At 70.3% G+C, this 25,678-nt stretch carries 17 protein-coding genes; 5 read left to right on the plus strand and 12 right to left on the minus strand.

Going from position 1 to position 25,678, the window contains the following annotated elements; genetic code table 11:
* The first annotated feature begins 671 nt into the window (after window positions 1-671).
* Window positions 672-2,822 (plus strand): ATP-binding protein, encoded by a 2,151-nt coding sequence (locus CCN51_RS27385; RefSeq protein WP_014174862.1) that lies wholly within the window; start codon window positions 672-674, stop codon window positions 2,820-2,822.
* Here CCN51_RS27385 and CCN51_RS27390 read toward each other — a convergent pair.
* Window positions 2,714-3,271 (minus strand): hypothetical protein, encoded by a 558-nt coding sequence (locus CCN51_RS27390; protein WP_086860183.1) that lies wholly within the window; start codon window positions 3,269-3,271, stop codon window positions 2,714-2,716. The two genes, CCN51_RS27385 and CCN51_RS27390, sit on opposite strands and share 109 nt — an antisense overlap.
* A complete protein-coding gene (locus CCN51_RS27395) occupies window positions 3,268-4,521 on the minus strand; it encodes a hypothetical protein (protein ID WP_043486384.1) in 1,254 nt (417 codons plus the stop codon). Before CCN51_RS27395 ends, CCN51_RS27390 begins: the two co-directional genes overlap by 4 nt.
* 352 nt (window positions 4,522-4,873) lie before the next feature.
* Between CCN51_RS27395 and CCN51_RS27400 the strand changes: the two genes are divergently transcribed.
* On the plus strand, window positions 4,874-7,957 hold the full coding sequence (locus tag CCN51_RS27400) for an AfsR/SARP family transcriptional regulator (protein ID WP_319637637.1): 3,084 nt from the start codon (window positions 4,874-4,876) through the stop codon (window positions 7,955-7,957).
* A gap of 295 nt (window positions 7,958-8,252) precedes the next feature.
* Here the strand turns inward: CCN51_RS27400 and CCN51_RS27405 are convergent, their stop codons facing one another.
* On the minus strand, window positions 8,253-9,200 hold the full coding sequence (locus CCN51_RS27405; protein ID WP_245881692.1) for a hypothetical protein: 948 nt from the start codon (window positions 9,198-9,200) through the stop codon (window positions 8,253-8,255).
* Window positions 9,201-9,297: 97 nt separating this feature from the next.
* Here CCN51_RS27405 and CCN51_RS27410 point away from each other — a divergent pair, with 97 nt between their 5' ends.
* The gene (locus tag CCN51_RS27410; RefSeq protein WP_107426084.1) at window positions 9,298-10,422 is read left to right on the plus strand and encodes an NAD(P)-binding domain-containing protein; all 1,125 of its coding nucleotides are present in this window, start codon (window positions 9,298-9,300) and stop codon (window positions 10,420-10,422) included.
* Window positions 10,423-10,427: 5 nt separating this feature from the next.
* Here CCN51_RS27410 and CCN51_RS27415 read toward each other — a convergent pair whose 3' ends face one another.
* The 9 genes from CCN51_RS27415 to CCN51_RS27455 all read right to left on the minus strand — a co-directional run bounded on the left by CCN51_RS27415 (window position 10,428) and on the right by CCN51_RS27455 (window position 20,808).
* Window positions 10,428-11,459 carry a LacI family DNA-binding transcriptional regulator gene (locus CCN51_RS27415; RefSeq protein WP_086860185.1) on the minus strand — a complete coding sequence of 344 codons (1,032 nt, stop codon included), beginning with the start codon at window positions 11,457-11,459 and terminating at the stop codon, window positions 10,428-10,430.
* A gap of 142 nt (window positions 11,460-11,601) precedes the next feature.
* Window positions 11,602-13,107 (minus strand): glycoside hydrolase family 28 protein, encoded by a 1,506-nt coding sequence (locus CCN51_RS27420; protein WP_202948292.1) that lies wholly within the window; start codon window positions 13,105-13,107, stop codon window positions 11,602-11,604.
* Window positions 13,108-13,266: 159 nt separating this feature from the next.
* Window positions 13,267-14,289 carry a LacI family DNA-binding transcriptional regulator gene (locus tag CCN51_RS27425; RefSeq protein ID WP_014174869.1) on the minus strand — a complete coding sequence of 341 codons (1,023 nt, stop codon included), beginning with the start codon at window positions 14,287-14,289 and terminating at the stop codon, window positions 13,267-13,269.
* A complete protein-coding gene (locus CCN51_RS27430; RefSeq protein ID WP_014174870.1) occupies window positions 14,289-15,713 on the minus strand; it encodes an L-fucose/L-arabinose isomerase family protein in 1,425 nt (474 codons plus the stop codon). The genes CCN51_RS27425 and CCN51_RS27430 overlap by 1 nt, the downstream gene beginning before the upstream one ends.
* 80 nt (window positions 15,714-15,793) lie before the next feature.
* On the minus strand, window positions 15,794-16,114 hold the full coding sequence (locus CCN51_RS27435) for an L-rhamnose mutarotase (protein ID WP_014174871.1): 321 nt from the start codon (window positions 16,112-16,114) through the stop codon (window positions 15,794-15,796).
* Window positions 16,115-16,124: 10 nt separating this feature from the next.
* Complete coding sequence (gene rhaS / locus CCN51_RS27440) at window positions 16,125-17,216, minus strand: rhamnose ABC transporter substrate-binding protein (protein ID WP_014174872.1); 1,092 nt, start codon at window positions 17,214-17,216, stop codon at window positions 16,125-16,127.
* A gap of 42 nt (window positions 17,217-17,258) precedes the next feature.
* Window positions 17,259-18,251 (minus strand): ABC transporter permease, encoded by a 993-nt coding sequence (locus CCN51_RS27445; protein ID WP_014174873.1) that lies wholly within the window; start codon window positions 18,249-18,251, stop codon window positions 17,259-17,261.
* On the minus strand, window positions 18,248-19,282 hold the full coding sequence (locus CCN51_RS27450; protein WP_014174874.1) for an ABC transporter permease: 1,035 nt from the start codon (window positions 19,280-19,282) through the stop codon (window positions 18,248-18,250). Before CCN51_RS27450 ends, CCN51_RS27445 begins: the two co-directional genes overlap by 4 nt.
* The gene (locus CCN51_RS27455; RefSeq protein WP_014174875.1) at window positions 19,279-20,808 is read right to left on the minus strand and encodes a sugar ABC transporter ATP-binding protein; all 1,530 of its coding nucleotides are present in this window, start codon (window positions 20,806-20,808) and stop codon (window positions 19,279-19,281) included. Before CCN51_RS27455 ends, CCN51_RS27450 begins: the two co-directional genes overlap by 4 nt.
* A gap of 328 nt (window positions 20,809-21,136) precedes the next feature.
* On the opposite strand from CCN51_RS27455, the gene rhaI reads away from it, so the two are divergent.
* Window positions 21,137-22,297, plus strand: coding sequence for an L-rhamnose isomerase (gene rhaI, locus CCN51_RS27460; RefSeq protein WP_014174876.1), 1,161 nt, complete (start codon window positions 21,137-21,139; stop codon window positions 22,295-22,297).
* 1,195 nt (window positions 22,298-23,492) lie between these two features.
* A complete protein-coding gene (locus tag CCN51_RS27465; RefSeq protein ID WP_014174877.1) occupies window positions 23,493-25,538 on the plus strand; it encodes a bifunctional rhamnulose-1-phosphate aldolase/short-chain dehydrogenase in 2,046 nt (681 codons plus the stop codon).
* Window positions 25,539-25,678 lie beyond the last annotated feature (140 nt).

A 25,678-nucleotide genomic window follows, 5' to 3' on the forward strand; every position in this document is an offset into this window, starting at 1 on the left:
CGACGCGCTGCGCGTCGCCGAGAGCCGCGGGATGCGGATCCCGACAGCCGACGCCGGACGGGAAGATCCGGCCGGGCCCCGTAGTCAGTAGAAGCGTGAACGACATAGCTGCGGTGCGCGAGGGGCGCACCGGCACGATACGGCGGATCAACGTCACCGACGACGGGGCGCAATCCGCCGGCGAAGCGGACTACCCCGCGGTGGACGCCTCCGGCCGGACCGTGGTCTTCTGCTCACGGGCGCTGCCGTCCAGGCGCAGCGCGCCGCCATCCCGTCCGGCGTCGGACCTCGGCGTTTCGGCCAGCACCGGGCGCGGGGCGTCCCCCCGCGCTCCAAGGGTGGATGTATCCCACACGCTGTGCGGGGCGCGCTGCCATGCGGAATCCGACCCGTCTGAAACACGTGTGCCGATGACGCCGCTCCTGTCGTTGGCCCCTGTGCGCCCGATCATTCGCAATGAGCGTGCAGGAGGACATGGTTGACCTCAGCCGGTGCCCAGGAGCGGCGGTCCACGCGGGTGGCACCTTCGCCGAACTCCTCAAACTCTCACAGGATCGCCGGCAGGAAGCCGCCTTCCCTCACAGCCGTCTTCCCTCACCATGGATATCGGTTGCATACACGGAAAGGATGTCGTGCGGAATCCGTTACTCACGCCTTCGGAGGGGGATTCAATGCGGGGGCAAGAGCACGGTCACAACGAGCTGAGCGGCACGGTGCACGGACCCGCGGTCCAGGCAGGGACGGTGTACGGCGGCATCCACATTCGCGCCGAGGCCGGCGCGGAGCGAGCCGACCATGGGCGATCACCGCAAACCCCCTGGCAGCTGCCGCCATTGGTGCGCCTCACCGACCGCACAGCGGAGCTGGCAGCGCTGGAGCAGCACCGCGCCCGCAGTGCCCGCGAAGGCTGTCCCACGCTGGCCGCGGTCAGCGGTCTTGGCGGGGTCGGCAAGACTGCGGTCGCGCTGACCTGGCTGCATACGCTGCGCCCGCACTTTCCCGACGGCCAGCTCTACGCGGACCTGGGCGCGCAGTCCCCGAGCGGTCCCGCGGCCCCCGATGAGGTGGTGGGCCGTTTTCTGCGTGCGCTCGACGTCCCGGCCAAGCAGATGCCGACGGCCCTCGCCGAGCGAGCGGCGCTGTTCCGTTCCCTGACGGCAAGCAGACGGCTTGTCGTGCTGCTCGACGACGCCGCCACCGCCGCCCAGGTCCGGCCGCTGTTACCGGGGGGCCTGAGCATCACGGCCGTAACCAGCCGCCAGCGGATGCCGGGCCTGACCGTGGACGGTTGCCACGCACTGCATCTCGACCCCCTTGCCACGGAGGCGGCAGTCGAGTTGTTGGAGGTCACCCTCGCCGACGGTCGGGTGGCCGCCCAGCCCGACGAAGCCCGCGCCTTGGTCGAACTGTGCGCCGGGCTGCCGCTGGCGGTACGTGTCGCCGGCGCCCGGCTCGCGGCGCGCCCACGGCGTCAGATCACGACAATGGTCCGCGCCCTCACCGAGGAACGCGGCCGTTTGGAGGCGTTGGCCATCGAAGGCGACCACAACGTACGGGCGGCGCTCGACCTGTCGTATCAGGGGCTGTCGCCCGAGGCCGCACGCCTTTACCGGCTTCTCGGGTTGCACCCGGGACCGGAGTTCGGAAGTACGGTGGCCGAAGCGGCGCTGGTCAGGGATGCGACAGACGTGCTCGACGCGCTCCACGACGCGAATCTGCTCGTCGACGCCGGGGAGGAGCGCTACCGGTTCCACGATCTGGTTCGGCTGCACGCCACCGCGAAGGTTGAGGAGGAGGAGTCACCCGAGGAGCGCGCCGCGGCGTTGCGTCGCATGGTCGACCACTATCTCGCCACCGCCACCCGCGCCGAGGAGATCGTCGACCCTCAGCATCGCACAATGGCCCGCGGCTACGGTCCCGGCCCGGTGATCACGACGGACCTCGGCGACGATGCCGAGGGTGCGCTGGACTGGCTGGAGAGCGAACTGCCCAATCTGATGGCCGTGATCCATCGCGCGCGCCCTGCGGGCTTCCCGGCCGTCGCCTGGCAGCTCGCGGACGCCCTGTGGCCGCTGTTCCTGCGGCGCAAGTTCTACGACCAGTGGCGCGCCGCGCACCAGGAAGGGCTGGTGGCGGCCGAGGAGTTGGGCGACACGGCCGCACAGTGCCGGATGCTCACCTCCGGCGGGGTGGGTGAGCTCGGTCTGGAAAGCCACGAACGTGCCCTTGAAATGTTCGAGCGAGCGGCGCGGACGTTCCGCGCCGCCGGCAACCCGCTCGGCTACGCACGCACCCTCAACTATCAGGGGTTGGCGCACCAGAGACTCGGCCGCCTTGACCAGGCGGCCGAGCTCTTCGAGCGTGCCGCCGCAGAGTTGCCGGCGTGCGGCGACCGACGGGCCGGCGGTCTGGCCCGGCTCAATCTGGCCGACGTCGCACTCGCACAGGGGCTGCTCGAGAAGGCGACCACCGACGCCGAGGGCGCCTACGCGACGCTGCGGGAGGCGGGCGACGCCTACAACGCGGCACGCGCGGCCACACTGCTCGGCCGCGCGTACCTCGCCCGGGACCTGCTCGACCCGGTCGAAGACCTGCTCTCCACGGCGCTCACGACACTGCGTGGCATGGCCGCCGACTACGAGACGGCCCGCACCCTGGAGAGCCTGGCCCGGCTCGCCGAGCGGCGCGGGTTGCCGGACCTCGCCCGGGACCACTACCAGGAGGCGCTCGATCTGTATGGCTCGGTGGGCCGTGCCGAGTCGGAGGCCGCCCAGAGGGTACAGGCGCGGCTCGCCCAGTGGGAGCGCCGCGCCGAGGACTGAACCTCCGGCAGCGGCAGCCGCACCACCACCGATTCCAGGGCCGTGACCGGGATTCCGGCCACCAGCCAGGTGTGGGCCAGGGAGGCCCAGAGGCCCCAGGGCGGCACCGCCGAGGGCCGTCGGGCCCGGAGGGTGAGCGTGCGGCCGCCGGGCCCGAGCCACAGTCGGCACCGGGAACCGTGGTGCACCGCGACCACCAGCGCGCCCGGGTGGCGGGCCCGCAGCTCGGCGATCCCGTCCTGTCCCTCGCCGATGGCCGGCTGTCCCTCGGCGGTGACCAGCAGCACATCGGCGAGCGTCGACCACCTGCCCGGGGCCGGGAGCTCCACCCGCAGATGCTCGTCCACGACCTCGGCGCCCGATTCCGGGTGCTTCAGCACGCCTCGGATGCGGCGCGCCGCCCCCTGCCCCTCGGCCTGCTCGGACACCACCAGTGTCAGCGCGGTCATGACACAACGCTGCCGGGCTCGTCGTAGTGCACCACGAACGGCAACCGCGCGGGCTCCGCGACCGGCCGGGCCGCGGGAGCCCGCAGCCGCAGTTTGCGGTACATCAGCGCACGCATCTTCCGGGCGAACTGCCCCGGCTCCGAGCTGATCCGCGCGGCGACCCGCTGGTGGCGATCCGACTGATAGGTCACGGAGCTACGGTGGAGCTGCCTGCGGAGCGGCCGGTCGTCCTGTATCCCGGGCGCGAACGAGCTCAGCTCGGCGAGTGGCGACGCGGGATCCACATGGGCGTCGGGGACACTGGCCAGCAGAACGGGAGCGCCCGTCATCGCGCCGTACAGCGAGACGGAGCCGTGGTCGCCCACGATGTAGTCCGCCGCGACAAGCGCCCCGGCCCAGTCGGCGTACTGGCTGATCACGGTGAGCCCCAGGCGGCCGAGGCCGGCCAGCCAGCTTCGGATCTGCCATTCGCCGTGGGCGTTCCATACGTGCGGATGCAACAGCACGGCGACCCGGTACTCCTCGCGCGGCAGCTCGCCGACCAGCCGCGCCAGCAACTCCTCCCTCCGTGCGAGCAGCGAGTCGGGTCCCCAGGTGGAGCAGGCCAGGACCAGCCGCTGGTGAGCCCGGACGCGCAGGGCCTCCCGGTACAACGCCCGCGAGGGAAGGCTCGCGGTGATGCGATCGAAGCAGGGGTCGCCCACCACCTCCGCGGCGGGCAGTGCCTCGGGGCATTCGCGACCGAGCCGGGTGAGCTCTTCCTGATGCGCCAGCACAAGCGTCTCGGGAACCAGCACACCGTCCCGTACGAGCCGCTGCCTGCTGAAGCCGTACGCCCCTCGCTGCGCCACCCGGCGGCCCCGGTTCGCCCCGGGGACAATCTTGTTGTGCCCGGCGCCGTGCGGGAGCACGATCACGGGGGCGTGCAGTTCGTGGAGGCTGCCGTGGCCCGCGGCCAGGGCGAGGTCGAACGGCGTCTGCACCGCCTGGCTCCACGGCAGCACCAGCCCCTTCAGCCCGTTCAGGAAAGCTGCCACACCGTTGCTGAACACATCGGGCGCCGCGGTGAAAACCACCTGCACCCGGGAGTCGCCCTCCAGCAGCCGGACCGCGTCGAGCAGCCGCTGCCCGGCGGTCACGGTGTGCACCACCGCCAGGACCCTTCTGCGGATCCGGCATGTGGCCCAGCGCTCGACGTCCAGGCGCACCGGCACATGAGGCCCGTGTGCCCCTTGTAAAACCACGTTCATCGAAGTCAATCCCCCCGGTTCCCTACTCCGGACCGGTCATTCGGTCCCGTCGGCGGCGACGTTCCGTTGTCGCCACAACGTCGCTGCCCTCCGGGGTGGATGGCCGACTTGCAGGAATCCTGCACTCCACGTGTGGGAAATGACCATGGCGCATGTGCGCCCCGTCGCGCACCCGTGCGCCTCTATCCACTACCCCTGGGGAGACGGCAACAGTAAATTAAGTGCCGCGCAATGGCGCGGGCGCTGCCGGAGGCGGCAGGAAGTAGCACACCCATCGGGGGCGATGGTGGAACTTCTTGCTCTGGGACCCCTTGAACTATGGCATCACGATCGACAACACGCACTCGGTTCGGTGAAAGAACGATGCGTGCTGGCCGTACTGATCCATGCCCGGGGCGAGCCGGTCACGGCCGAAACCTTGATGGACCGCGTCTGGGACGGCCACCCGCCCCGGACGGCCCTGGACACGCTGCACAGCTATCTGTCACGGCTGCGCGGACGCCTCAACAGAGCCGTCGGCGACCTCGCCGAGGTGAAGCGGCCCTCCCCCGGGCTCTACCAACTCCGGGCCGCCCCAGAGGCCATCGACCTGCTGCGCTTCCAGAAGCTCCGTACAGAAGCGCGGGCGGCCGCTGAGCGGGGTGAGCGGGGAGGGGCCGTGCGCCTGCTCCGTACCGCTGAAGCCCTGTGGCGAGGCGAACCGTTGGCGGAGTTCGGCTGCGCCTGGGCGGCCTCGGCCCGCACCCGGCTCATCGAGGACCACCGCCGGGTTCGGGAGGAACGGATCCGCCTGGAGCTGGAGTTGGGGCGGCACGCGGACCTCGTGGGCGAACTCCAAGAGCTCGCCGCCCAGAATCCGCTGGCACAGAAGGTGATCTGCTCCCTCATGCTGGCGCTCTACCGCAGCGGGCGGCCCGACGAATCGCTCGTCCTGTACCGGAACACCCATCGGCTTCTGACGGACGAGCAAGGAATCGAGCCAGGACCAGAGCTTCAGGAGCTCCACGGGCGCATCCTCAAGCAAGACCGTGCGCTCTTGGAGACCCACCGCGACACCGAGGCGCATACCGCCGCGGCCCCCAACAACCTTCCGCGCGTCACCCGGGATTTCACGGGACGCGCGGCCGAACTGCGCATCCTGCTCTCGGACCAGGGGACTGCCGCCGCCTCCTCGGACAGCGGCACGGCCTCCCTGCCGCTCACCGTCATCCACGGCATGCCAGGCGTCGGAAAGACCGCCCTGGCTCTGCGCGCGGGGTACGAGTTGCGTACGACCTACCCAGACGGGCAGTTCTACATCGATCTGCACGCGTACAGCGGCCGCCCACCGCACGACCCCGCGGAGGCGCTGGCAGCCCTGCTCCAGGCATCCGAATCGCCCGGGCCCCTCCCCGATTCCATCGACGAGCGGGCTGCCAAATGGCGCCAGTGGACGGCCCGCCGCCGCGTGCTCGTGATCCTCGACAACGCCCGTAACTCCGCACAGGTGATGCCCCTGCTGCCCGGTGCTCCCAGTTGCCGGGTGATCGTGACCAGCCGGAACCGGCTCGCCGGCCTTGACGGTGCCACCTCGCTGTTCCTGGACGTGCTGTCGCAGGCGGAGGCCGCCGCCCTCTTCACCCGCATCGCGGGCCCCGCCCGCCTGTCCGTCGACGCCTCGGCCCTCAGAGACGTCGTCGCGGCCTGCGGCTGCCACCCCCTCGCCCTCCAGTGGCTCGCCAGCCGGTTCCGGCACCGGGACTCCTGGGACCTCCACCACCTCCTCGACCGGCTGAAACAGGCCGCGGACCCCCTGGAGGAGTTCGACGACGCGGTGGCGTCGGCCTTCCGGCTCTCCTACGCCGAGCTCAGCGGCCCGGCACAACGGCTGTTCCGCCTCCTCGCCCTGCACCCGGGCCCCGACATCACCCTCCACGCCGCGACCGCGCTCACCGGGCTGGACGCCGCGCCGGTCCGCAAGAGCCTGGAGACGCTGCTGGACGGACACATGCTGGAAGAGCCCATCCGCGACCGCTACCGCTTCCACGACCTCGGCCGCGCCTTCGGCCTCCAGATCTGCTCCGAGGTGGAGCCGGAAGCCGTCCGCCGCCAAGCGGTCGACCGGCTCTTCGACTACTACCTCACCGCCACCCACCGCGCCGCCCACCTTGCCCATCCGTCCCGTCGCACACTGCCCCTGCCACCGGAGCGGGAGTACGCGCAGGCGCCCCGGTTCACCGACGCGGACGAGGCGACGGTGTGGCTCGCCCTGGAACGCGCCAACCTCCTTGCCGTCGCCCGCGTGTCCGCCGCCGAGTCGCCAAGCCATGCCGCGCTCTTCCCTCACGCCCTGGCCACCTCGCTCAAGCTGTGGGGCACCTGGGGCATCGCCTCCGAGCTCTACGACGCGGCGGTGTCCGCCCTCCGCTCACGAGGCGACCGGGCGGCCCTCGCCCGAACCCTCGTGGAGCGCGCGGACGTGTTGGCTCAGCGGCAGCACGACGAAGCCCAGCAGTGCGCGACGGAAGCCCTCGCTCTCTTCCAGGAGTTCGACGATCCGCACGGCTGCGCCGACGCTCTCCTGCAGCAGGGCCGCGCCCACCTGGCGGGGGGCCGCGGAGATATCGCCCTGCGCACACTCGACCGGGCATCCGCGCTGTACCGGACGGTCCGCGATCGGTCGGGAGAGGCGGAATGCCTCAACGTACAGGGGGCGGCCCTGTATTTCGCGGGTCGCTACGGCGACGCCCTCCACAAAGTCCAGGCCATGCTCTCCCTGCACGAGGCGCTTCAGGACCAGGCCGGGCAGGTGAAAGCCCTCAACAATATGGGGGAAATCCGATATCTCCAGGGCCGCTACGACGAAGCCCGCCACTACTACGAGCGCTCATTGGCACTCGCCCAGCGGCGAGGCGCTCGCCAGGAATTGGCCATCCTGGACACCAACTTGGGTGCCGTCTTCCAGGCAACCGGGCGGACGGACCGAGCACTCGCCTGCTTTCAGCGCGCACTCGACAGCCACCGGGCCGGCCACGACGCCTTGGGCGAGGTGAACGTGCTGATCAGCATGGGCACGGCGTACGCGGCGACAAAACGCGGACGCGAGGCCCTGCTGCACTTCACCATGGCCGAAGAAGTGGCGCGCGGCATCGACAACGCTTACGAGCGCCAGCGCGCGTTGCTCGGGATGGCCGATGTCCAGCGGGAGTCGGGCCGGCTCGGCGACGCCCTGACACTCTTCGAACAAGCCCTGGACATCGCCCGAACCGCCGACTTCCCCCTCGGCTCCGCACACGCGCTCGCCGGGCTCGCACGCACCGCACTGCTGTCGGGCCACATCGAACGTGCCCGCCACTATGGCGAGCAGGCGATCGCCCTGTACGGGAGCCTCGAAGCCGAGACGGAGGCGGAAACACTCCGGTCTCTCCTCGCGGACCAGGGCTTGACCGGCTCCTGAGGACGCTCAGGAGCCGGTTTCGCCGGGTCGGGAGCCGGGTCAGGCACCCAGGTGGCTACCCGCGCCCGGCGGGAAAATCCACATCCACTGCGACACGAACGCAGCGGCGAGAGTGGCAGACTTGAGAGCACGATGGCGCACGAAGACCTCAGCAGGGTTCGGGGGTTGACGCCCGGTCACATGATCCACAGGCGCGTGTTCGAAGACTACACCCCGCGCCACGGCCTGATCACCAATATCCGATCAAGGTCCGATACGTGCGCACAGCGCGTCGGTCGCACCGGTGCCATCCAACTCAGCCCAGCGCCTTCCGTATGTTGCTCCGCAACACCTCCACATCGCCGCGGACCGCCGCGTACGTGTCCTCGTGCCGCTGGATGTCCGCGCGCTGACGCTTGGCAAGCGCGGCCCACCACACGCCGAGAGTGTTCTGCTCCCGCTTGCACTCGACGTCGGCGACGGCTGTGGCCACCTCCCGCCGGGTGTGCGGGGTGTTGCCGTCCTTGCCTCGCCACCACCCCTTGTCGCTGTACGCGGCCATCGGATCCGCGAACCGCTTGCCGCCCTTGTCCACGACGCACTTCGACCAGGTGGCGAAGGCCCGACGCACCTGCCGGTCCTTCTGCACCGCCTTCCGCAGCTCGGCGTCGCGCCCGGAGGGAAAAGTCCACATGCGCCTGGAGTCCGCGACGCCCTTGAGTAGTTGCTCGTTCGCCTTCCCCGAGCACCCCCGCTCACGGGACTTGCCCCCGCTCGGTACGGCTCCGTTGCTGGACGTGCCGTACAAGGCCGCGTGCTCCGCCTGGGTCATCGCCCGTCCGGTCGGCTCCAGGGTCTTACGGGGCCCTGGCTTCCAGCCGTAGCCCCAGCGCTTGGCGTGGTCGAGGTCGAATGCGCCCAGCGATGTCGGCATGGCGCTGACGACGAGCGTCACTCCCGGGGTGGAAGGGGTCAGAGGCTTGGGGTCGGCGGGGAAGTCGGTGAATCCGAGGCGGATCATGCACCGCTGGGCCAGAAGGCGCTGCGCCTTGCCGAACTGCCTGCTTTCCTCGGTGTCGAGCCGGTAGCGGTCGAGCGGGAGGTCCGGCAGGTCCTTCTCCTCCATGACCTGCGGCACCCCCTTCACACCGGGGGACCCTGGCACGTCCGCGCCAGAGCCGCAGCCCGCCACCGCCACCGTCACCGCGGTCAGAAGGGCGGCGGGCCACCGCCGCGTATGACTCGACACCTGCTGACTCGACACCCGCGTAACCATCGAACACCCTCCCCGTACGCCCCACCCAAGAGGTCGGGAGGCTACCGTCCCGCCACGTCGGCGACGAAAGCGGCCCGTGGGGAAGATCCGGCCGCGGACCGTAGTTAGTAGAAGCGTGAACGACATAGCTGGGGTGCGTGAGGTGGACGTCGTGGTGATCGGGGCCGGGCAGGCCGGGCTGTCCAGCGCCTATCACCTGCGTCGGGCCGGGTACGAGCCGGGGACCGGCTTCGTGGCCCTCGACCACTCCCCCGGCCCCGGTGGCGCATGGCAGTTCCGCTGGTCGTCGCTGACGTACGGCAAGGTGCACGGGATGTACGACCTGCCGGGCATGCGGCTGACCGGCGCGGACGACGGCCGACCGTCGTCCGAGGTCATCACGGAGTACTTCACGCGCTACGAGTCCGCTTTCGATCTGCGGATAGTCCGCCCGGTCGATGTCACGGCGGTGCGCGAGGGGGACGGCGGGCGGCTGCGGGTGGAGAGCTCGGCGGGGGTGTGGTCCACGCGCGCGCTGATCAACGCGACCGGCACCTGGGACCGCCCCTTCTGGCCCCGCTATCCCGGGCAGGCCACGTTCCGGGGGCGGCAGCTGCACACCACCCAGTACCCGGGGCCTGAGGCTTTCGCGGGGCAGCGGGTGATCGTCGTCGGGGGCGGGGCCTCCGGCGTACAGCATCTGCTGGAGATCGCCGAGGTGGCTGCGGAGACCACCTGGGTGACGCGGCGGCCGCCCGTCTTCCGCTCCGGGCCCTTCGGCGAGGAGCAGGGGCGGGCGGCCGTGGCGATGGTGGAGGAGCGGGTGCGGCAGGGGCTGCCGCCGCTCAGTGTGGTGTCCGTGACCGGGCTGCCGATGACCGAGGCGATGCAGCGGGCCCGGGCGAAGGGGGTGCTCGACCGGCAGCCGATGTTCGCGCGGATCACCCCGGACGGGGTGGCCTGGGCGGACGGGCGGTCCGTGGCCGCCGACGTGATCCTGTGGGCCACCGGCTTTCGCGCCGCCATCGACCACCTCGCCCCGCTGAAGCTGCGCGAGCCGGGCGGCGGGATAGCCGTCGAGGGGACGCGGTCGCTCCGCGACCCCCGCGTCCATCTGGTCGGCTACGGCCCGTCGGCCAGCACGGTCGGCGCCAACCGGGCCGGGCGGGCCGCCGTACACGAGATCAGGGAACTGCTCGCGGGCCCCGAGCGTGCCACCGCGCTGGTCTGAAAACCCTACGCCCCGCGCCCGGGGCGGCCGGCGACCGCGAAGGTCGAGTCGCGGACCACGAGTTCGGGCTGCAGCACGATGCGCCGGTGCTGGTGTGCGTCGGCGTCCTCCCCCGTCTCCTCGATCAGCAGCTCCGCCGCCGTACGGCCCATCCGGAAGGCGGGCTGCCGTACGGACGTCAGCGGTACGGCGGCGGCCGCGGCGAACTCGATGTCGTCGTAGCCCACCAGCGCCACATCCCCCGGCACCGACACCCCGGCCGCGAAGAGCGCCTGCAGCACCCCGAGCGCCAGCAGGTCGTTGGCGCAGAAGACGGCGGTCGGCCGCGGCGACATCCCCAGCAGCCGCGCACCCGCGTCCCGCCCCGCCGCCACATCCAGCCGCTCGGCCTCGATATGGACCAGGTCGCCGGGCGACATGTTCTCCTCGGCGAGCGCGCTGAGCAGGCCCTTGCGCCGGTCCTGGCACTGCGGCAGATGCATCGGGCCGCTGATGTAGACCAGGGCGCGGTGTCCCTGGGCGAGCAGATGGCGGCCGGCGAGGGCGCCGCCCTCGACGTCGTCCACGGACACCGAACAGCCCTCGTCCTCCGGCATCTCACGGTCCACGAAGACGTACGGGATGTCGTGGCGCCGGAAGTTGCGCAGGTTGCGCCCGGTCGGGTCGGCCGGGGTCACCAGCACACCGCGCACCCGGTGCTCGGCGAACAGCGAGAGGTAGTCGGCCTCCTCGTCGGAGCTCTGCGCGCTGTTGCACACCATCACCCCGAGCCCCGCCTCACGCGCCGCCCGCTCCGCGCCACTGGCCACATCCACAAAGAACGGATTCGCCATGTCCAGCACCAGCAGCGAAATGATCCGGCTACGACCAGCCCGCAGCTGACGCGCCGACTCGCTGCGCACATACCCCAGCCGCTCGATCGCGGCGTGCACCCGGTCACGGGTGGCCTCGGCGACCATTTCCGGCCGGTTGATCACGTTGGAGACCGTACCGACGGACACGCCCGCCTGCCGCGCGACGTCCTTGATCCCTACCATGCGTCCCACGACCTTCGACCGCCCGCCTTCCCGCGGCCGGTGGCGGCCGCGGGACCCATGCTAGGGCGTCCGGGGCGGGTTCCTCCCGCACTCTGAGGCAGGTCTCCCGTACGGGCGGGTCTGTCCTGCGGGCGGCCTCCCCTTATGAGCAGGTCTCCGTGGAGCCGCTTGCGCTGATCCGCAACGCACCGCCCGAGGTGTTGGCGCTGTCGCTCACGCAGTAGCCGCTGACGCTCTGGAACATGACGTCGGCGGGGCTGTCGTCGCCGCGCTCCGCCGTGAAGTGGTCGAACTTCAGGCCACTGGCGGCGTTGGCGATGACCGCCGGGCGGCCGTCGTCGTCGGCGAACCGCACCGAGCTATCGGTGAAGGTGATGCGGTCCGCGTTGTGGAGGTACCAGCCGAAGGCCGGGCGGGTGCCGATGCTCTTGGGGTTGTACTCCTTGGCGTCATTGCTGGGCACGCCGGTGGACATCGTGTCATTGCCGCCGGGGACGGTCAGGTTGACCTTGTTGAAGGTGATGTCGCTGATGTGGTTCGAGCCCGACTCTCCCCACAGGGTGGGGCTGAAGGAGGGGCTGTTACCGGTCCCGGTGATGTTGTCGAAGGTGACGTTGCTGATGTGGCCGACGCCCGGGTCGTTGCCGCAGCGCTTTCTGGTCCCGATCTTCATCATGATGGGCGAGTGGACCCCGGTCATCGTGATGTCGCGGTAGTGGACGTCCGAGATGTTGGAGCCGTCCATGGACACCATGCCGAGGCCGGACTTGTCCGCGCCGTTGATGGTGATGCCCTGGAAGTCGTAGTCGGTGAAGTCGCCGCAGGTCTCGGAGCCGAACATCAGGGCGTTGCAGCACTTCGCGGACAACTTGCTGTCCCGCACCTTCACATGGCCGTTGGAGAGCTTGGCGCCGAGGGCGTAGTCGCTCTTGAAGACGAGCGCGTCGTCGTTGGCGGCGATATTGGCGCCTGTGACGGTGACATTGGTGGTGCTGATGATGTTCCAGCCGTCGCGGTCGCTCGCGGTGTCGATGGTGAGATGGTCGGAGGTCACGTTGTCGCAGCCGTTGATGAGGGCCGCGAAGTGGCCGCCGCGCCGCAGGGTGATCCCGCTGAGGGTGAGGCCCTTGCAGCGGGTCAGCGAGATGATCTTGTCGGCCTCGCCGGAGTCGGGGTTGCCGGTGATCAGGTTTCCGGCGCCGTCGATGGTGCCGGAGCCGGTGAAGCCGATGTTGGTGAGCTTGTCGCCGTAGAACATCGCGTTGTGGAAGTGGCTGTGCCCGTAGTCCTGGTAGTCGTCGTTCGGGTTGGACTCGGGCTTGTCATAGGTGTCCGCGCTGGAGCCCTGGATGGTGGCGCCGGAGTCCAGCTGGAGGGTCACATTGCTCTTGAGATGCACCGTGTTCTTGGACTTGTACTGCCCGGACGGAAATTCCACGGTCCCGCCACCGGCGGCGTTGGCCGCGTTGACGGCCTTCTCGATCGCGCCGGTGTCATTCGTCGACCCGTCGGCCTTCGCCCCGTAGTCCATGACGTCGAAGGTGGCGGCGGCGCGGCCGGCCGCGGCCGAGGCGGCCGGCGTGGGCGCCTGTGTCAGTCCGAAGACGATGGCGAGCGCGGACACCGCTAATGCGGCGATTCTCTTCACCCTTCTCTCTCCTTCGCGTATCGGTCTTGGTAGATCCGATGTATCCGAAGGCTGAGCCCGTGATCTCTGCTACCCAATAGGCTACGGATGGCGGCGCGCGTGGATAGATCGGACCTCTCAGTCCGGAATGTAACAGGCGAAGAAGAACTGTCAATGGGCTCAGCGCAGCCGCGCCAGGCTCGATCCGCGGACCACGAGCTCGGGCTGGAGCACGATCCGCTGATGTCGGTGTGCGTCGGCCGCCTCCCCCGTCTCCTCGATCAGCAGCTCCGCCGCCGTACGCCCCATCCGGAAGGCGGGCTGCCGTACGGACGTCAGCGGCACCGCGGCCGCCGCCGCGAACTCGATGTCGTCGTAGCCCACCAGCGCCACATCCCCCGGCACCGACACCCCCGCCCCGTACAGCGCCTGCAACACCCCGAGCGCCAGCAGGTCGTTGGCGCAGAAGACCGCCGTCGGCCGCGGCGACATCCCCAGCAGCCGCGCACCCGCGTCCCGCCCCGCCGCCACATCCAGCCGCTCGACCTCGACATGGCGCAGCGCGTCGTCGTCCAGGCCCGCCTCGCGCAGGGCGCGCACCGCGCCGGTGCGGCGGTCGTGGCACTGGGCCAGCTGCATGGGACCGCTGACATACGCGATGGAGCGGTGGCCCTGGTCGAGGAGGTGGCGGGCGGCCAGCGTACCGCCGGTGACATCGTCGACCGAGACCGAGCAGCCCTCCGCGCTGGGCACCACCCGGTCGACAAAGACGAACGGGATGCCATGGCGCCGGAACGACTCCAGGTTGCGCCCGCTGATATCGGCGGGGGTGACCAGGACGCCGCGTACCCGCTGCTCGGAGAAGAGCGCCAGATACTCGGCCTCCTCTTCGGAGCTCTGCGCGCTGTTGCACACCATCACCCCGAGCCCCGCCTCACGCGCCGCCCGCTCCGCGCCACTGGCCACATCCACAAAGAACGGATTCGCCATGTCCAGCACCAGCAGCGAAATGATCCTGCTACGACCAGCCCGCAGCTGACGCGCCGACTCGCTGCGCACATACCCCAGCCGCTCGATGGTGGCGAGCACCCGGGCCCGGGTCTCCTCCGACACCGACTCCGGACGGTTGATGACGTTGGAGACCGTGCCGACGGAGACCCCGGCCTGGCGGGCCACCTCCTTGATGCCCACCGCCCGTGCCATCAAGCCGCGACTTCCACAAGCTCCAGGCCGGTGAGGTCGGCGAGGGCGCGCAGCTCGGGCAGCAGCCGGCCGGTGGCCAGCGCCCAGTGGTGGGCGACCCCGCTCGCGCTCCAGGCGTCGGTCCACTCCCCCGGGTCGCAGCCGAAGTCGACACGGGAGGTGGTGTTGCCGATCTGCAGCAGCGGGCCGCCGACCACCTCGCCCTCGGAGGCGACGATCTTGTAGCGGCCGTCCCTGGTCTGGCCGAGCCCGACGAGAGTGACCGGGCCGTGTCGCACATCGAACTCGACGGACACCCCCCAGCCGCGTTTGCCGTGGTAGACACCGAGGCCACGCAGCAGCGGCTTGCGCTCGCTGATGGCGAGGTGGCCGGGTCCGTCGTGGCCCATCTCGACCACCGCGTCCCGGAAGTTGAGCGCCTGCAGCTCGGTGAAGGAGCCGCCCGCACCGAACCGGTCGCAGATCAGCATGGCCAGCGAGGTGCGCAGCTCGTACTCACCGGCCGCCGGGACACCGCGGGCGGTGAGCAGCGACGAGCCGAGGATCATGCCCGCGCCCAGCTTCTCGTGGATCTCCCCGTCCAGGCCCCGGTGGTAGTACGCGAGCGAGTCCAGGTCGAAGTCGGCCACCATCCGGTCCAGGCCGACGGATACCCGCGCCGCCCAGGCCAGGTCCTCCTCGACGACGGAGTCGGCGAGCTCGAACACCTCGCGGGTCTCGGCCAGCTTCGCCGCCACCTCGTCGTCCTTGACCTGCTGGACCCGCACCCGCAGATCGTCGAACTCCAGGACCTCGACATGGCCACCGAGGTTGCCGGTGACCATCGTGAGGTCCGTGGACACGTCGTACATCCCCGGGTAGAGGTGTCCCATCAGCCCGTGGCGGCCGTGGCGCAGCACGGACCGCACCCCGGCGGCCCGGATCCAGCGGCCGATACGGTCCCAGGCCCGCTGGTCCTCCAGATATCCGGACACCGAGCGGAAGGGGACACCGACCCGCTCGAAGGCGTTCGCCATCTCGGGCAGCGGACACGCGCCGCAGTAGGCGAGCCAGGCACCGGTGTCGAAGGACGCGTGGTCCATGGCCTCGGTGGGCTGGAGGTTGATCAGCAGCACGGGGGCGCCGCTGCGCTGGGCGATGGGCACCAGCATGGTGGCGGTCATATACGTGGTGAGAAAGCCGACGATCAGGTCGCAGTCGGCCGCGCGAAGCTTCTCGGCGGCCACCGCGCCCTCCTGGGCGTCGGAGATGAAGCCCACATCGACGACCTCGGCGTCGAACTCCCGCATACGCTCGGTCACCCGGGCAGCTGAACGGCGCAGCTGCGGCAGCAGATCGGGGAACTGGGGCCAGTACGCCCCGAGTCCGCCCGCGACCAGCCCGATCTTCGGTTTGCGGGCGACGGCGGGGAGACGTTCGGTCATGGTGGATCTCTCACGTTCCTTTCCTGGTGCGATCGGGGGGGGCGGGCCGGGGTGTTTCCCCCGCCCCGCCCCTCCCGGGGCTATGCGAGGTGGAAGACCTCCGTCAGCGGCTTCATCGCCTCATCCGGCTTCGCGCCGTCCAGCGCCTCGAAGAACTCCGCCATCTCCGCCTGCCACCTGGCATTGACATCCGTCTCCGCCATGGCCGCCTGGGCCGCCGCGAAGTCCTCCGTCTCCAGATAGCCGACCAGCAGGCCGTCCTCGCGCAGGAAGAGCGAGTAGTTGTGCCAGCCGGTGGCCGAGAGGGCGTCGAGCATCTCGGGCCAGACGGCCGCGTGGCGCTCGCGGTATTCCTCGAGGCGGTCCTGGCGGACCTTCAGCAGAAAGCAGACGCGCTGCATGCCGGCCGCCTCAGAAGTCGAAGTCGTCGATGTTGTCCTTGTCGAAGACGGTGGGCGGGCCGAGGATGACCTCGCCGTCCTTGCCGATCGTGTACTCACCGAGCTTGCCGGCCTTGAACTTCTCCCCCTCCGCGCCGGTGATCTGCCCGGACGCCAGCGCCGCCGCCGCGTAGGAGCCGAGGTAGCCGAGCTTCTTCGGGTCCCACAGGGAGAACTGCTCGACCGTGCCGTCCTTGACGTACTTGCGCATCTGATTGGGCGTGCCGAGGCCGTTGATGACGACCTTGCCCTTGTACGAGGAGTCGCTGATGTAGCGGGCGGCGGCCGCGATGCCGACCGTGGTGGGCGAGATGATGCCCTTCAGGTTCGGGTAGGCCTTGAGCAGGCCCTGGGTCTCCTGGAAGGACTTCTGGTCGTCGTCGTCCCCGTAGGCCGTCTTGACCAGCTTCATGTTCTTGTACTTGGGCTTCTTCAGCTCGTCCTTCATGAACTCGATCCAGGTGTTCTGGTTGGTCGCGTTCTGGGTGGCCGAGAGAATGGCGATCTCGCCCTTGTAGTCGAGCTGTTCGGCGATGTGCTGGACCTGGCTGCGGCCGATCTCCTCCGAGCTGGCCTGGTTGATGAACAGCTGGCGGCATTCCTTGGCCGTGTCGGAGTCGTACGCGACGACCTTGATGTCCTTCTTCATGGCCTGCTTGAGCGGGCCGCACACCGCGTTGGGGTCGTTGGCGGCGATGAGGATGGCATCCTGCCGCTGCTGGATGAGGGTGTTGATGTACGACACCTGGGAGGAGGCGCTGGCGTCGGAGGGGCCGACCTCCTTGCCCTTGCCGCCGAACTCCCCGGCGGCCTCGATGCCCGCGTCGTCGACGATCTTCTCGTACGGGTTGTTGATCTGCTTGGGCAGGAAGGCGAGCTTGAGCCCCTTCTTCAGCGGGGCGTCGGGGTTGGCCTTCGCATCCGTGGCCTTGACGTCGCCGCCGTTGTCGGAGGAGGAGTCCTTCTTGGTGGTGCCGCCGCAACCCGCGAGGGTGACGGCCAGGGCACAGGCCGCGGCGACGGAGGCCGCGGCGCGGCGCCGGGAGGACGTGCGGAGGAACATAGGGAGACCTTTCGGGGAAATGGGACGTGGTGCGGCGACGCGTCAGCTGGAGGGGGTGGCAGCGGCGGCTCTCCGATGGCGCCATTCGCTGACGGTGGAGATCAGACGGGGGGTGAGGACGGAGGCCACCAGCAGCAGCCCGGTGACGATCACCTGGACCTCGTTGGCCACGTCGTTGAGGGTCAGCAGGTTCTTCAGGATGCCGATGAGCAGCACTCCGGCGACCGCGCCGAAGAGGGTGCCCTTTCCACCGTCGAAGTCGATGCCGCCGAGCAGGACGGAGGCGATGACCAGCATCTCGAAGCCCGAGCCGTTGTCGGCGCGGGCGCTGCCGTAGCGGAGGGTGAACACCACACCCGCGAAGGCGGACACCAGCCCGGTGACGACGAACAGGAGGAGCTTGATGCGCTTGACGCGGATACCGGCGAAGTACGCGGCGTCCTCCTGGGCGCCGATGGCGAACAGCGACCGGCCCAGGCCCGTGGCGTGCAGCACCACCGCGGCGACGACGGCCAGCACGATGAACAGCGCCATCGGATAGGTGATGAAGGTGCCGGGGATGGTGGTGGTGTCCACCGCCCACTTGGCGTAGGTCTCGGGGAAGTCGGTGATGGCGTTGGAGCCGAGCACCACGGAGGCCAGCCCCCGGTAGAGGGCGAGGGTGCCGATGGTGACGGCGAGCGAGGGCAGCCCGACCTTGGTGACCAGCCAGCCGTTGAGCAGCCCGCCGGCCACGCCGACCAGCAGCACCACGGGCACGATGGTCTCGAACGCCCAGCCGGAGTCCCACAGCTGCCCGGTCAGGGCGCTGCTCAGCCCCAGCATCGAGGCCACCGACAGATCCACCTGCCCGGCCACCACCAGCAGCGTCATGGGCAGCGCCATCAGCGCCACCTCGGCGATGTCGTTGAAGGCGAAGGCCAGGTTGTCGCGGCTCGCGAAGCCGTCGGTGGTGCCCAGGCCCGTGACGAAGACCGCCACCAGCAGCACGCCGACCGCGGTGTCCCAGCGCAGCGCTCCGCGCAGCGGGCTCATCGGGCGCTCCTCTTCCTCAGCGCACGGGTCATGCGCACATTGACGATCCGGTCCACGCTGATCGCCGCCAGCAGCAGGGCGCCGGAGATGGCGTCCTCCCAGAAGGAGTCGACCTTCAGCACGGACAGGGCGCTGCCGATGGTGGTGAGCAGCAGCGCGCCCAGCGCCGCGCCCCACACCGTGCCGACGCCGCCGACGATGGCGACACCGCCGACCACGACCGCGCTGACCACGGTCAGCTCCCAGCCGTGCGCGTTGTCCGCGACGACGGTGCCGAAGCGGGCCAGCCACAGCGAGCCCGCGAAACCGGCGACGGCGCCGGAGAAGACGTACGCGCCCAGCACCCGGCGGCGGATCGGCACCCCGGCCAGCCGGGCGGCCTCCGGGCTGGAGCCGATGGCGTACAGCTCACGGCCACTGCGGTAGGAGCGCAGAAAGTACGCGGTCACGGCGAGTACGGCGAAGGAGATCAGCGGCAGATACGGGATGCCCAGAACGCTGCCGCTGCCGAGGTCCAGTACGGACTGCGGGACATCGGCGGCGTTGATCTGCTCACCCTCGGCCCACCAGTAGTCGATGCCCTGGATGATGTAGAGCATCCCGAGGGTCACCACCAGCGCGGGCACCTTGCCGAAGCTGACGAGCGCGCCGCTGACCAGGCCGCAGGCCATGCCGACCGCGATGCCGAGCAGGGCCACCAGCAGCGGGCCGTGGTCCGTACCGGACACGAACTTGCCGCAGGCGAAGGCGGAGAGCCCCACCACGGAGCCCACCGACAGATCGATGTTGCGGGTGACCACGACCACCGACTGCCCCACCGCGAGCAGCACCAGGATCGCGGCGTTGAGCAACAGGTCCTTGACGCCCTGATCGTTGAGGAAGCGGGGCTCGGCGATCCAGGTGAAGAGCACCAGGAGCACCAGGGCCCCGGCGATGCTGATCTCGCGGGCCCGGAAGACGGTGTCGACCAGCGAGCGCGCGGAGCGGCCCGCCTCGGCCTGCGCCGTGGGTTTCTCGATGGTGGCCGTCATGCCGCAGCCCTTCCCTTGCCGGTACGGCCGGTCGCGGCGGCCATGACGGACTCCTCGGTGGCCTCGGCGCGCGGGATCTCCGCGACCATGCGGCCCTCGTGCATCACCAGGACCCGGTCGGCCATGCCCAGCACCTCGGGCAGATCGGAGGAGATCATCAGCACCGCGAGCCCTTCGGCGGCCAGCGACGACAGCAGCCGGTGCACCTCGGCCTTGGTGCCGACGTCGATGCCGCGTGTCGGCTCGTCGACGATGAGCACCGCCGGGTCGGTGGCCAGCCACTTGGCGAGTACGACCTTCTGCTGGTTGCCGCCGGACAACACGCCGACATGGTCGCTGAGCCTGCCGTACTTGAGCTGCAGCCGGGTGGCCCAGTCGGTGGCCCGGCCGCGCTCCAGGGCCCGTTTGACGAGCCCTCCGCCGCTGATCCGGTCCAGTCCGGTGAGGCCGATGTTGCGCTCGATGGACATCTCCATGACCAGGCCGCGCTGGCGCCGGTCCTCGGGTACGAGCGCGAGCCCGGCGGCCATCGCGGCGTTCGGCGAGCCGGGGCGCAGCGGCGTACCCGCCACCCGTACCTCGCCCGCGTCCGCCCGGTCCACGCCGAACACGGCCTGCGCCACCTCGGTGCGGCCCGCACCGACCAGCCCCGCCAGCGCGACGATCTCGCCCCGGCGCACCTCGAAGGACACATCCCGGAACACGCCCTCGCGGGTCAGCCGGTGCACCGACAGCGCCGTCTCGCCGACCCGCGTGTCCTGCTTGGGATACAGCTCGTCCAGATCCCGGCCCACCATCCGGCGCACCAGGTCGTCCTCGGTCAGGCCCGCCAGCGGCTCGGAGGCCACCCAGCGGCCGTCCCGCAGGGTGGTCACCCGCTGGCAGAGCCGGAAGATCTCCTCCAGCCGGTGCGAGATGAACAGCACGGCCGCGCCCTCGGCGCGCAGCGCCTCCACGACCGAGAACAGCCGGGCCGTCTCGCTGCCGGTGAGGGCGGCGGTCGGCTCATCCATGATCAGCACCCGGGCGTCGAAGGACAGCGCCTTGGCGATCTCCACGATCTGCTGGTCGGCGATGGACAGCCCACGAGCGGGCCGGTCGGGGTCCAGGGCCACCCCGAGCCGCCCCATCAGCGCGGCGGTCGCGCTGCGCACCGCCTTGTGGTCGATCCGGCCGAGCCCCCGCCGGGGCTGGCGGCCCATGAAGATGTTCTCCGCGATCGACAGGTCGGGGAAGAGCGTCGGCTCCTGGTAGATGACGGCGATGCCCACATCGCGGGCGTCTGCGGGGCCGTGGAAGACCACCGGTTCGCCGTCGAGCAGCACCTGCCCGGCATCGGGGCGGTGGACCCCGGCGAGCGTCTTGATGAGCGTCGACTTACCGGCGCCGTTCTCGCCGGCGAGGGCGTGCGCCTCGCCCGGGAACAGCTCGAGGGAGACGTCCCGCAGGGCCCGGACGGCGCCGAAGGATTTGTTCACCCCCTTGAGGGCGAGGACCGGAACTCCGGTCGAATCAGCCTGGCTCACGGTGTCGGTGTCTCCTTGCTTCCTTGCAAGAGCGGCCTTCAGGCCGAAGGAAAATGAAATGATTCAAAGTCGGTGCCGGGAAGCTAGCCCGGCGATTTGCCACCGTCAAGGGGGTATGCGCCAGGTAAATCAAGTCGTTGCCGTCCCTCTTGACGCGCCGGCGGCGGTGGACCTACGGTCCAGTAGCTTCGGCATTGAATCGTTTTTCCACGTCAGCGACCCCGAGCCTGGGGCCGCACCACTTCTTGACGCCCGGCCATCCACACGGCTAGCGTCTGTTGAATCGTTTCATAGTTGCCAGTTGCCACAGTTGCCCTCGAGGAGACGTATGTCTGACCTTTCGGCCGTGAAGACGGCCCTCAAGACCCAGGCCGTCGAGACGCCGTCATGGGCGTACGGCAACTCTGGAACCCGCTTCAAGGTCTTCGCCCAGCCCGGCGTCCCGCGCACCCCACAGGAAAAGCTCGACGACGCCGCCCAGGTGCACGCCTTCACCGGGGTCGCCCCCACCGTCGCCCTGCACATCCCCTGGGACAAGGTCGACGACTACGCGGCGCTCGCCAAGCACGCGGAGGAGCGCGGGCTGAAGCTCGGCGCCATCAACTCCAACGTCTTCCAGGACGACGACTACAAACTCGGCTCGGTCACCAACCCCGACCCCGAAATCCGCGGCAAGGCGCTCGCCCACCTCCTGGAATGCGTCGACATCATGGACGCCACGGGCTCCCGCGACCTCAAACTCTGGTTCTCCGACGGCACCAACTACCCCGGCCAGGACGACATCGCCGCCCGCCAGGACCGGCTCGCCGAGGCCCTGCAGGCCGTCTACGAGCGGCTGGGCGACGACCAGCGGCTGCTGCTCGAGTACAAGTTCTTCGAGCCCGCCTTCTACACCACCGACGTCCCCGACTGGGGCACCGCCTACGCCCACTGCCTCAAACTCGGCCCCAAAGCCCACGTCTGCGTCGACACCGGCCACCACGCGCCCGGCACCAACATCGAGTTCATCGTCGCGCTGCTGCTCCGGGAGGGGAAGCTCGGCGCGTTCGACTTCAACTCCCGCTTCTACGCGGACGACGACCTCATGGTCGGTGCGGCCGACCCCTTCCAGCTCTTCCGGATCATGTACGAGGTGGTCCGCGGCGGCGGCCTGGACTCGGGCGTCGCGTTCATGCTCGACCAGTGCCACAACATCGAGCCGAAGATCCCGGCGATCATCCGCTCGGTGATGAACGTCCAGGAAGCGACCGCGAAGGCCCTGCTGGTCGACCCGGACGCGCTGTCCGCCGCGCAGACGTCGGGCGATGTCCTCGGCGCCAATGCGGTGCTGATGGACGCGTACAACACCGACGTACGGCCGCTGCTGGCCGAAGTCCGCGAGGAACTGGGCATCGATCCCGACCCGATGGCGGCGTACAAGGCCTCCGGGTGGGCCGAGAAGATCGTCGCGGAGCGAGTGGGTGGCACGCAGGCGGGCTGGGGCGCGTAGCGCCTCCGGCGGGGCTGTCGCACCGCCGCCGCGCCTCCGCCGCGCGGCGCGGCGGGTTCCCGGGGCTCCGCCCCGGGCCCGGGGCTGCTCGGCTACGGCTGGGAGGGCCCATGGCCGGACCGGGGCGTGCCACGGCGGTGGGGCGGATGGCGCGGGCCCGGGAGCTCCGCCCCACGCCCTGTCAGCCCGCTGCGCGGAACTTGGGCGGACGGGCCGGGCTGGGCAACCCGCCGTCGACCTGCGGGGGGGGGCCGACGACCTTGGCCAAAGCAACCAGCTACCACCGGGAGGAGTCAGTGCCGAGCCGAGGCCACGCCACGGCGACGGAGTGGCTGCCCACCCGCCCGGAGGGCTGGGAAAGGGCTGGGGGCTGCCCAATCCTCGCAACGGCTGGGGCAGCGAGCGCGGCCTCAGCCAGTTGCCGTGGCCGGGCGCGCCCAAGCCGGGCGGGCCTCGCGCCTGGGGCGCCGACGAACGCGGCGAGCCTGCCGAGCAGGACTGGAACAACGGCCGCCCGCGCCATCCGGAAAGGGCCCACTGTCCCGGCCGGCCCGGAGCAAGCCGCCAGCTCGTCCGACCGACGCCAAGCCTCGCCCCGGGCAGGAACTGGCCCCGCCAGGAACCCGTTTCGACAGGCCGAGCGGGCCTCGGCCGACACCTGTGGCCGGAGCGAGCCGGCCACCCAGCGGACACGCCCAAGCAGGACGGGGACAGCAGGCCTCCGCCCGCGCCATCCGGAAAGGGCCCACTGTCCCGGCCGGCCCGGAGCAAGCCGCCAGCTCGCCCGGCCGACGCCAAGCCTCGCCCCGGGCAGGAACTGGGCCCCACCAGGAGCCCCGTACCGGCGGACCGGAAACGGGACCCGACCGGGCCACGGTCGGGGCGTGCCAACTGGCCGGCGGACACGCCCGAGCCGGGGCGAGCCCGCCGGGTGGGGCAGGGACGGCGAGGCTCCGCCTCGTGTCCGCCGGGAGCGGGCCCGGGCCGGCCAGGCCCCGCAGGGGCCCGGCAGCGGACTGGCAGCACGCCCCCGACCGGGCACCCCGGACCCAGGCGCACCGACCGACGGACACACCCGCGCCACCGCCCCGCAGCCCCGGGAAGGGCGGGGCGGAACCGGACGGGCCCATCCCCACCCAGGAATGGGCCCGTGCGATGGATTGGCCGACTTCACCAACACACGAAGAGGAAGAACATGACCGCAGAACCGCACCCCGAAGCGGCCACCCTGCTCGAGCGATCGCATCGCCTCGGAGCCGATCCCCGGAACACCAACTACGCGGGCGGGAACACCTCCGCCAAGGGCACCGCGACCGACCCGGTGACCGGGCAGGACGTCGACCTCATGTGGGTGAAGGGCTCCGGGGGCGACCTGGGCACCCTGACCGAGGCCGGTCTCGCCGCGCTGCGGCTGGACCGGTTGCGGGCGCTGACCGAGGTCTACCCGGGGGTGGAGCGCGAGGACGAGATGGTCGCCGCGTTCGACTTCTGTCTGCACGGCAAGGGCGGCGCCGCGCCGTCCATCGACACCGCCATGCACGGCCTGGTCAACGCCGCCCATGTCGACCATCTGCACCCCGACTCCGGTATCGCGCTCGCATGCGCCGCCGACGGTGAGGCGCTGACCAAGGAGTGTTTCGGCAATCAGGTCGTATGGGTTCCCTGGCGCCGGCCCGGGTTCCAGCTCGGCCTGGACATCGCCGCCATCAAGAAGGCCAACCCCGAGGCGATCGGCTGCATTCTGGGCGGCCATGGCATCACGGCCTGGGGTGACACCTCCGACGAGTGCGAGGCCAACTCGCTCCGTATCATCCGCACCGCCGAGCAGTTCCTCGTCGAGCGCGGCAAGTCGGACCCCTTCGGCCCGGTCGTCCCCGGCTACGAACCTCTCCCCGAGGCCGAACGCCGCGCCCGCGCCGCCGCCCTCGCCCCCGTCCTCCGTGGCCTCGCCTCCACGGACCGCCCCCAGGTCGGCCACTACAACGACTCCGACCCGGTCCTCGACTTCGTCTCCCGCGCCGAACACCCGCGGCTGGCCGCGCTCGGCACCTCCTGCCCGGACCACTTCCTCCGTACGAAGGTCCGCCCGCTGGTCCTCGACCTGCCGCCCACGACCCCGCTCGACGAGGCGATCGCCCGTCTCAAGGAGCTGCACACCGCATACCGGACCGACTACCAGGCGTACTACGAGCGGCACGCCACCCCCGACTCCCCCGCGATGCGCGGCGCCGACCCGGCGGTCGTGCTCATCCCGGGTGTCGGGATGTTCAGTTACGGCAAGGACAAGCAGACGGCCCGGGTGGCGGGCGAGTTCTACGTCAACGCGATCAATGTGATGCGCGGCGCCGAGGCCGTGTCGACGTACTCCCCCATCGAGGAGTCGGAGAAGTTCCGCATCGAGTACTGGGCGCTGGAGGAGGCCAAGCTTCAGCGGATGCCTAAGCCCAAGCCGCTGGCGACCCGTATCGCCCTGGTCACCGGAGCCGGTTCGGGCATCGGCAAGGCCATCGCGAACCGCCTGGTGGCCGAGGGCGCATGCGTCGTCGTGGCGGACATCAACGCCGACAACGCCGCGACCGTGGCCGCCGAACTGGGCGGCCCGGACAAGGCCGTCCCCGTCACCGTCGACATCACCTCCGAAGAGCAGATCAAAACAGCCTTCGATCAAGCGGTCCTGGCCTTCGGCGGCGTGGACCTCCTCGTCAACAACGCGGGGATCTCCATCTCCAAGCCCCTCCTGGAAACCACCGCCAAGGACTGGGACCTGCAGCACGACATCATGGCGCGCGGCAGCTTCCTCTCCTCCCGGGAGGCGGCCCGGGTCATGATCGACCAGAACATGGGGGGCGACATCATCTACATCGCCTCCAAGAACTCGATCTTCGCGGGCCCGAACAACATCGCCTACTCCGCCACCAAGGCCGACCAGGCCCACCAAGTACGTCTCCTGGCAGCCGAACTGGGCGCACACGGCATCCGGGTCAACGGGGTGAACCCCGACGGCGTCGTACAAGGCTCAGGAATCTTCGCGGGCGGCTGGGGCGCGCAACGCGCGGCCACGTACGGCATCCCCGAAGAAGAGCTGGGCAAGTTCTACGCCCAGCGCACCCTGCTCAAGCGCGAGGTCCTGCCCGAACACGTGGCGAACGCGGTCTTCGCGCTCACCGGGGGCGACCTGACGCACACCACCGGTCTGCACGTCCCGGTCGACGCCGGGGTCGCGGCGGCCTTCCTGCGCTGATACGCACGTGAGGGGGCGGGGGTGCAGGGGTGGTGCCCTGGACGCTTACGCATATTTGTGGCGCCAAGTTCCGGTCAGGACAACGCTTCCGGGCGTCGGCGCCGTAAATATGCGGTCCAGGGTGACAGCCCCGGAGGCCC

Source organism: Streptomyces milbemycinicus (assembly GCF_002154605.1).
Classification (GTDB): domain Bacteria; phylum Actinomycetota; class Actinomycetes; order Streptomycetales; family Streptomycetaceae; genus Streptomyces; species Streptomyces milbemycinicus.

Coding starts and splice junctions, on each gene's coding strand:
- CCN51_RS27385 (WP_014174862.1), top strand. CDS start 672: ATGCGGGGGCAAGAGCACGGTCACAACGAGCTGAGCGGCACGGTGCAC.
- CCN51_RS27390 (WP_086860183.1), bottom strand. CDS start 3,271: ATGACCGCGCTGACACTGGTGGTGTCCGAGCAGGCCGAGGGGCAGGGG.
- CCN51_RS27395 (WP_043486384.1), bottom strand. CDS start 4,521: ATGAACGTGGTTTTACAAGGGGCACACGGGCCTCATGTGCCGGTGCGC.
- CCN51_RS27415 (WP_086860185.1), bottom strand. CDS start 11,459: ATGGTAGGGATCAAGGACGTCGCGCGGCAGGCGGGCGTGTCCGTCGGT.
- CCN51_RS27425 (WP_014174869.1), bottom strand. CDS start 14,289: ATGGCACGGGCGGTGGGCATCAAGGAGGTGGCCCGCCAGGCCGGGGTC.
- CCN51_RS27430 (WP_014174870.1), bottom strand. CDS start 15,713: ATGACCGAACGTCTCCCCGCCGTCGCCCGCAAACCGAAGATCGGGCTG.
- CCN51_RS27435 (WP_014174871.1), bottom strand. CDS start 16,114: ATGCAGCGCGTCTGCTTTCTGCTGAAGGTCCGCCAGGACCGCCTCGAG.
- rhaS (WP_014174872.1), bottom strand. CDS start 17,216: ATGTTCCTCCGCACGTCCTCCCGGCGCCGCGCCGCGGCCTCCGTCGCC.
- CCN51_RS27445 (WP_014174873.1), bottom strand. CDS start 18,251: ATGAGCCCGCTGCGCGGAGCGCTGCGCTGGGACACCGCGGTCGGCGTG.
- CCN51_RS27450 (WP_014174874.1), bottom strand. CDS start 19,282: ATGACGGCCACCATCGAGAAACCCACGGCGCAGGCCGAGGCGGGCCGC.
- rhaI (WP_014174876.1), top strand. CDS start 21,137: ATGTCTGACCTTTCGGCCGTGAAGACGGCCCTCAAGACCCAGGCCGTC.
- CCN51_RS27465 (WP_014174877.1), top strand. CDS start 23,493: ATGACCGCAGAACCGCACCCCGAAGCGGCCACCCTGCTCGAGCGATCG.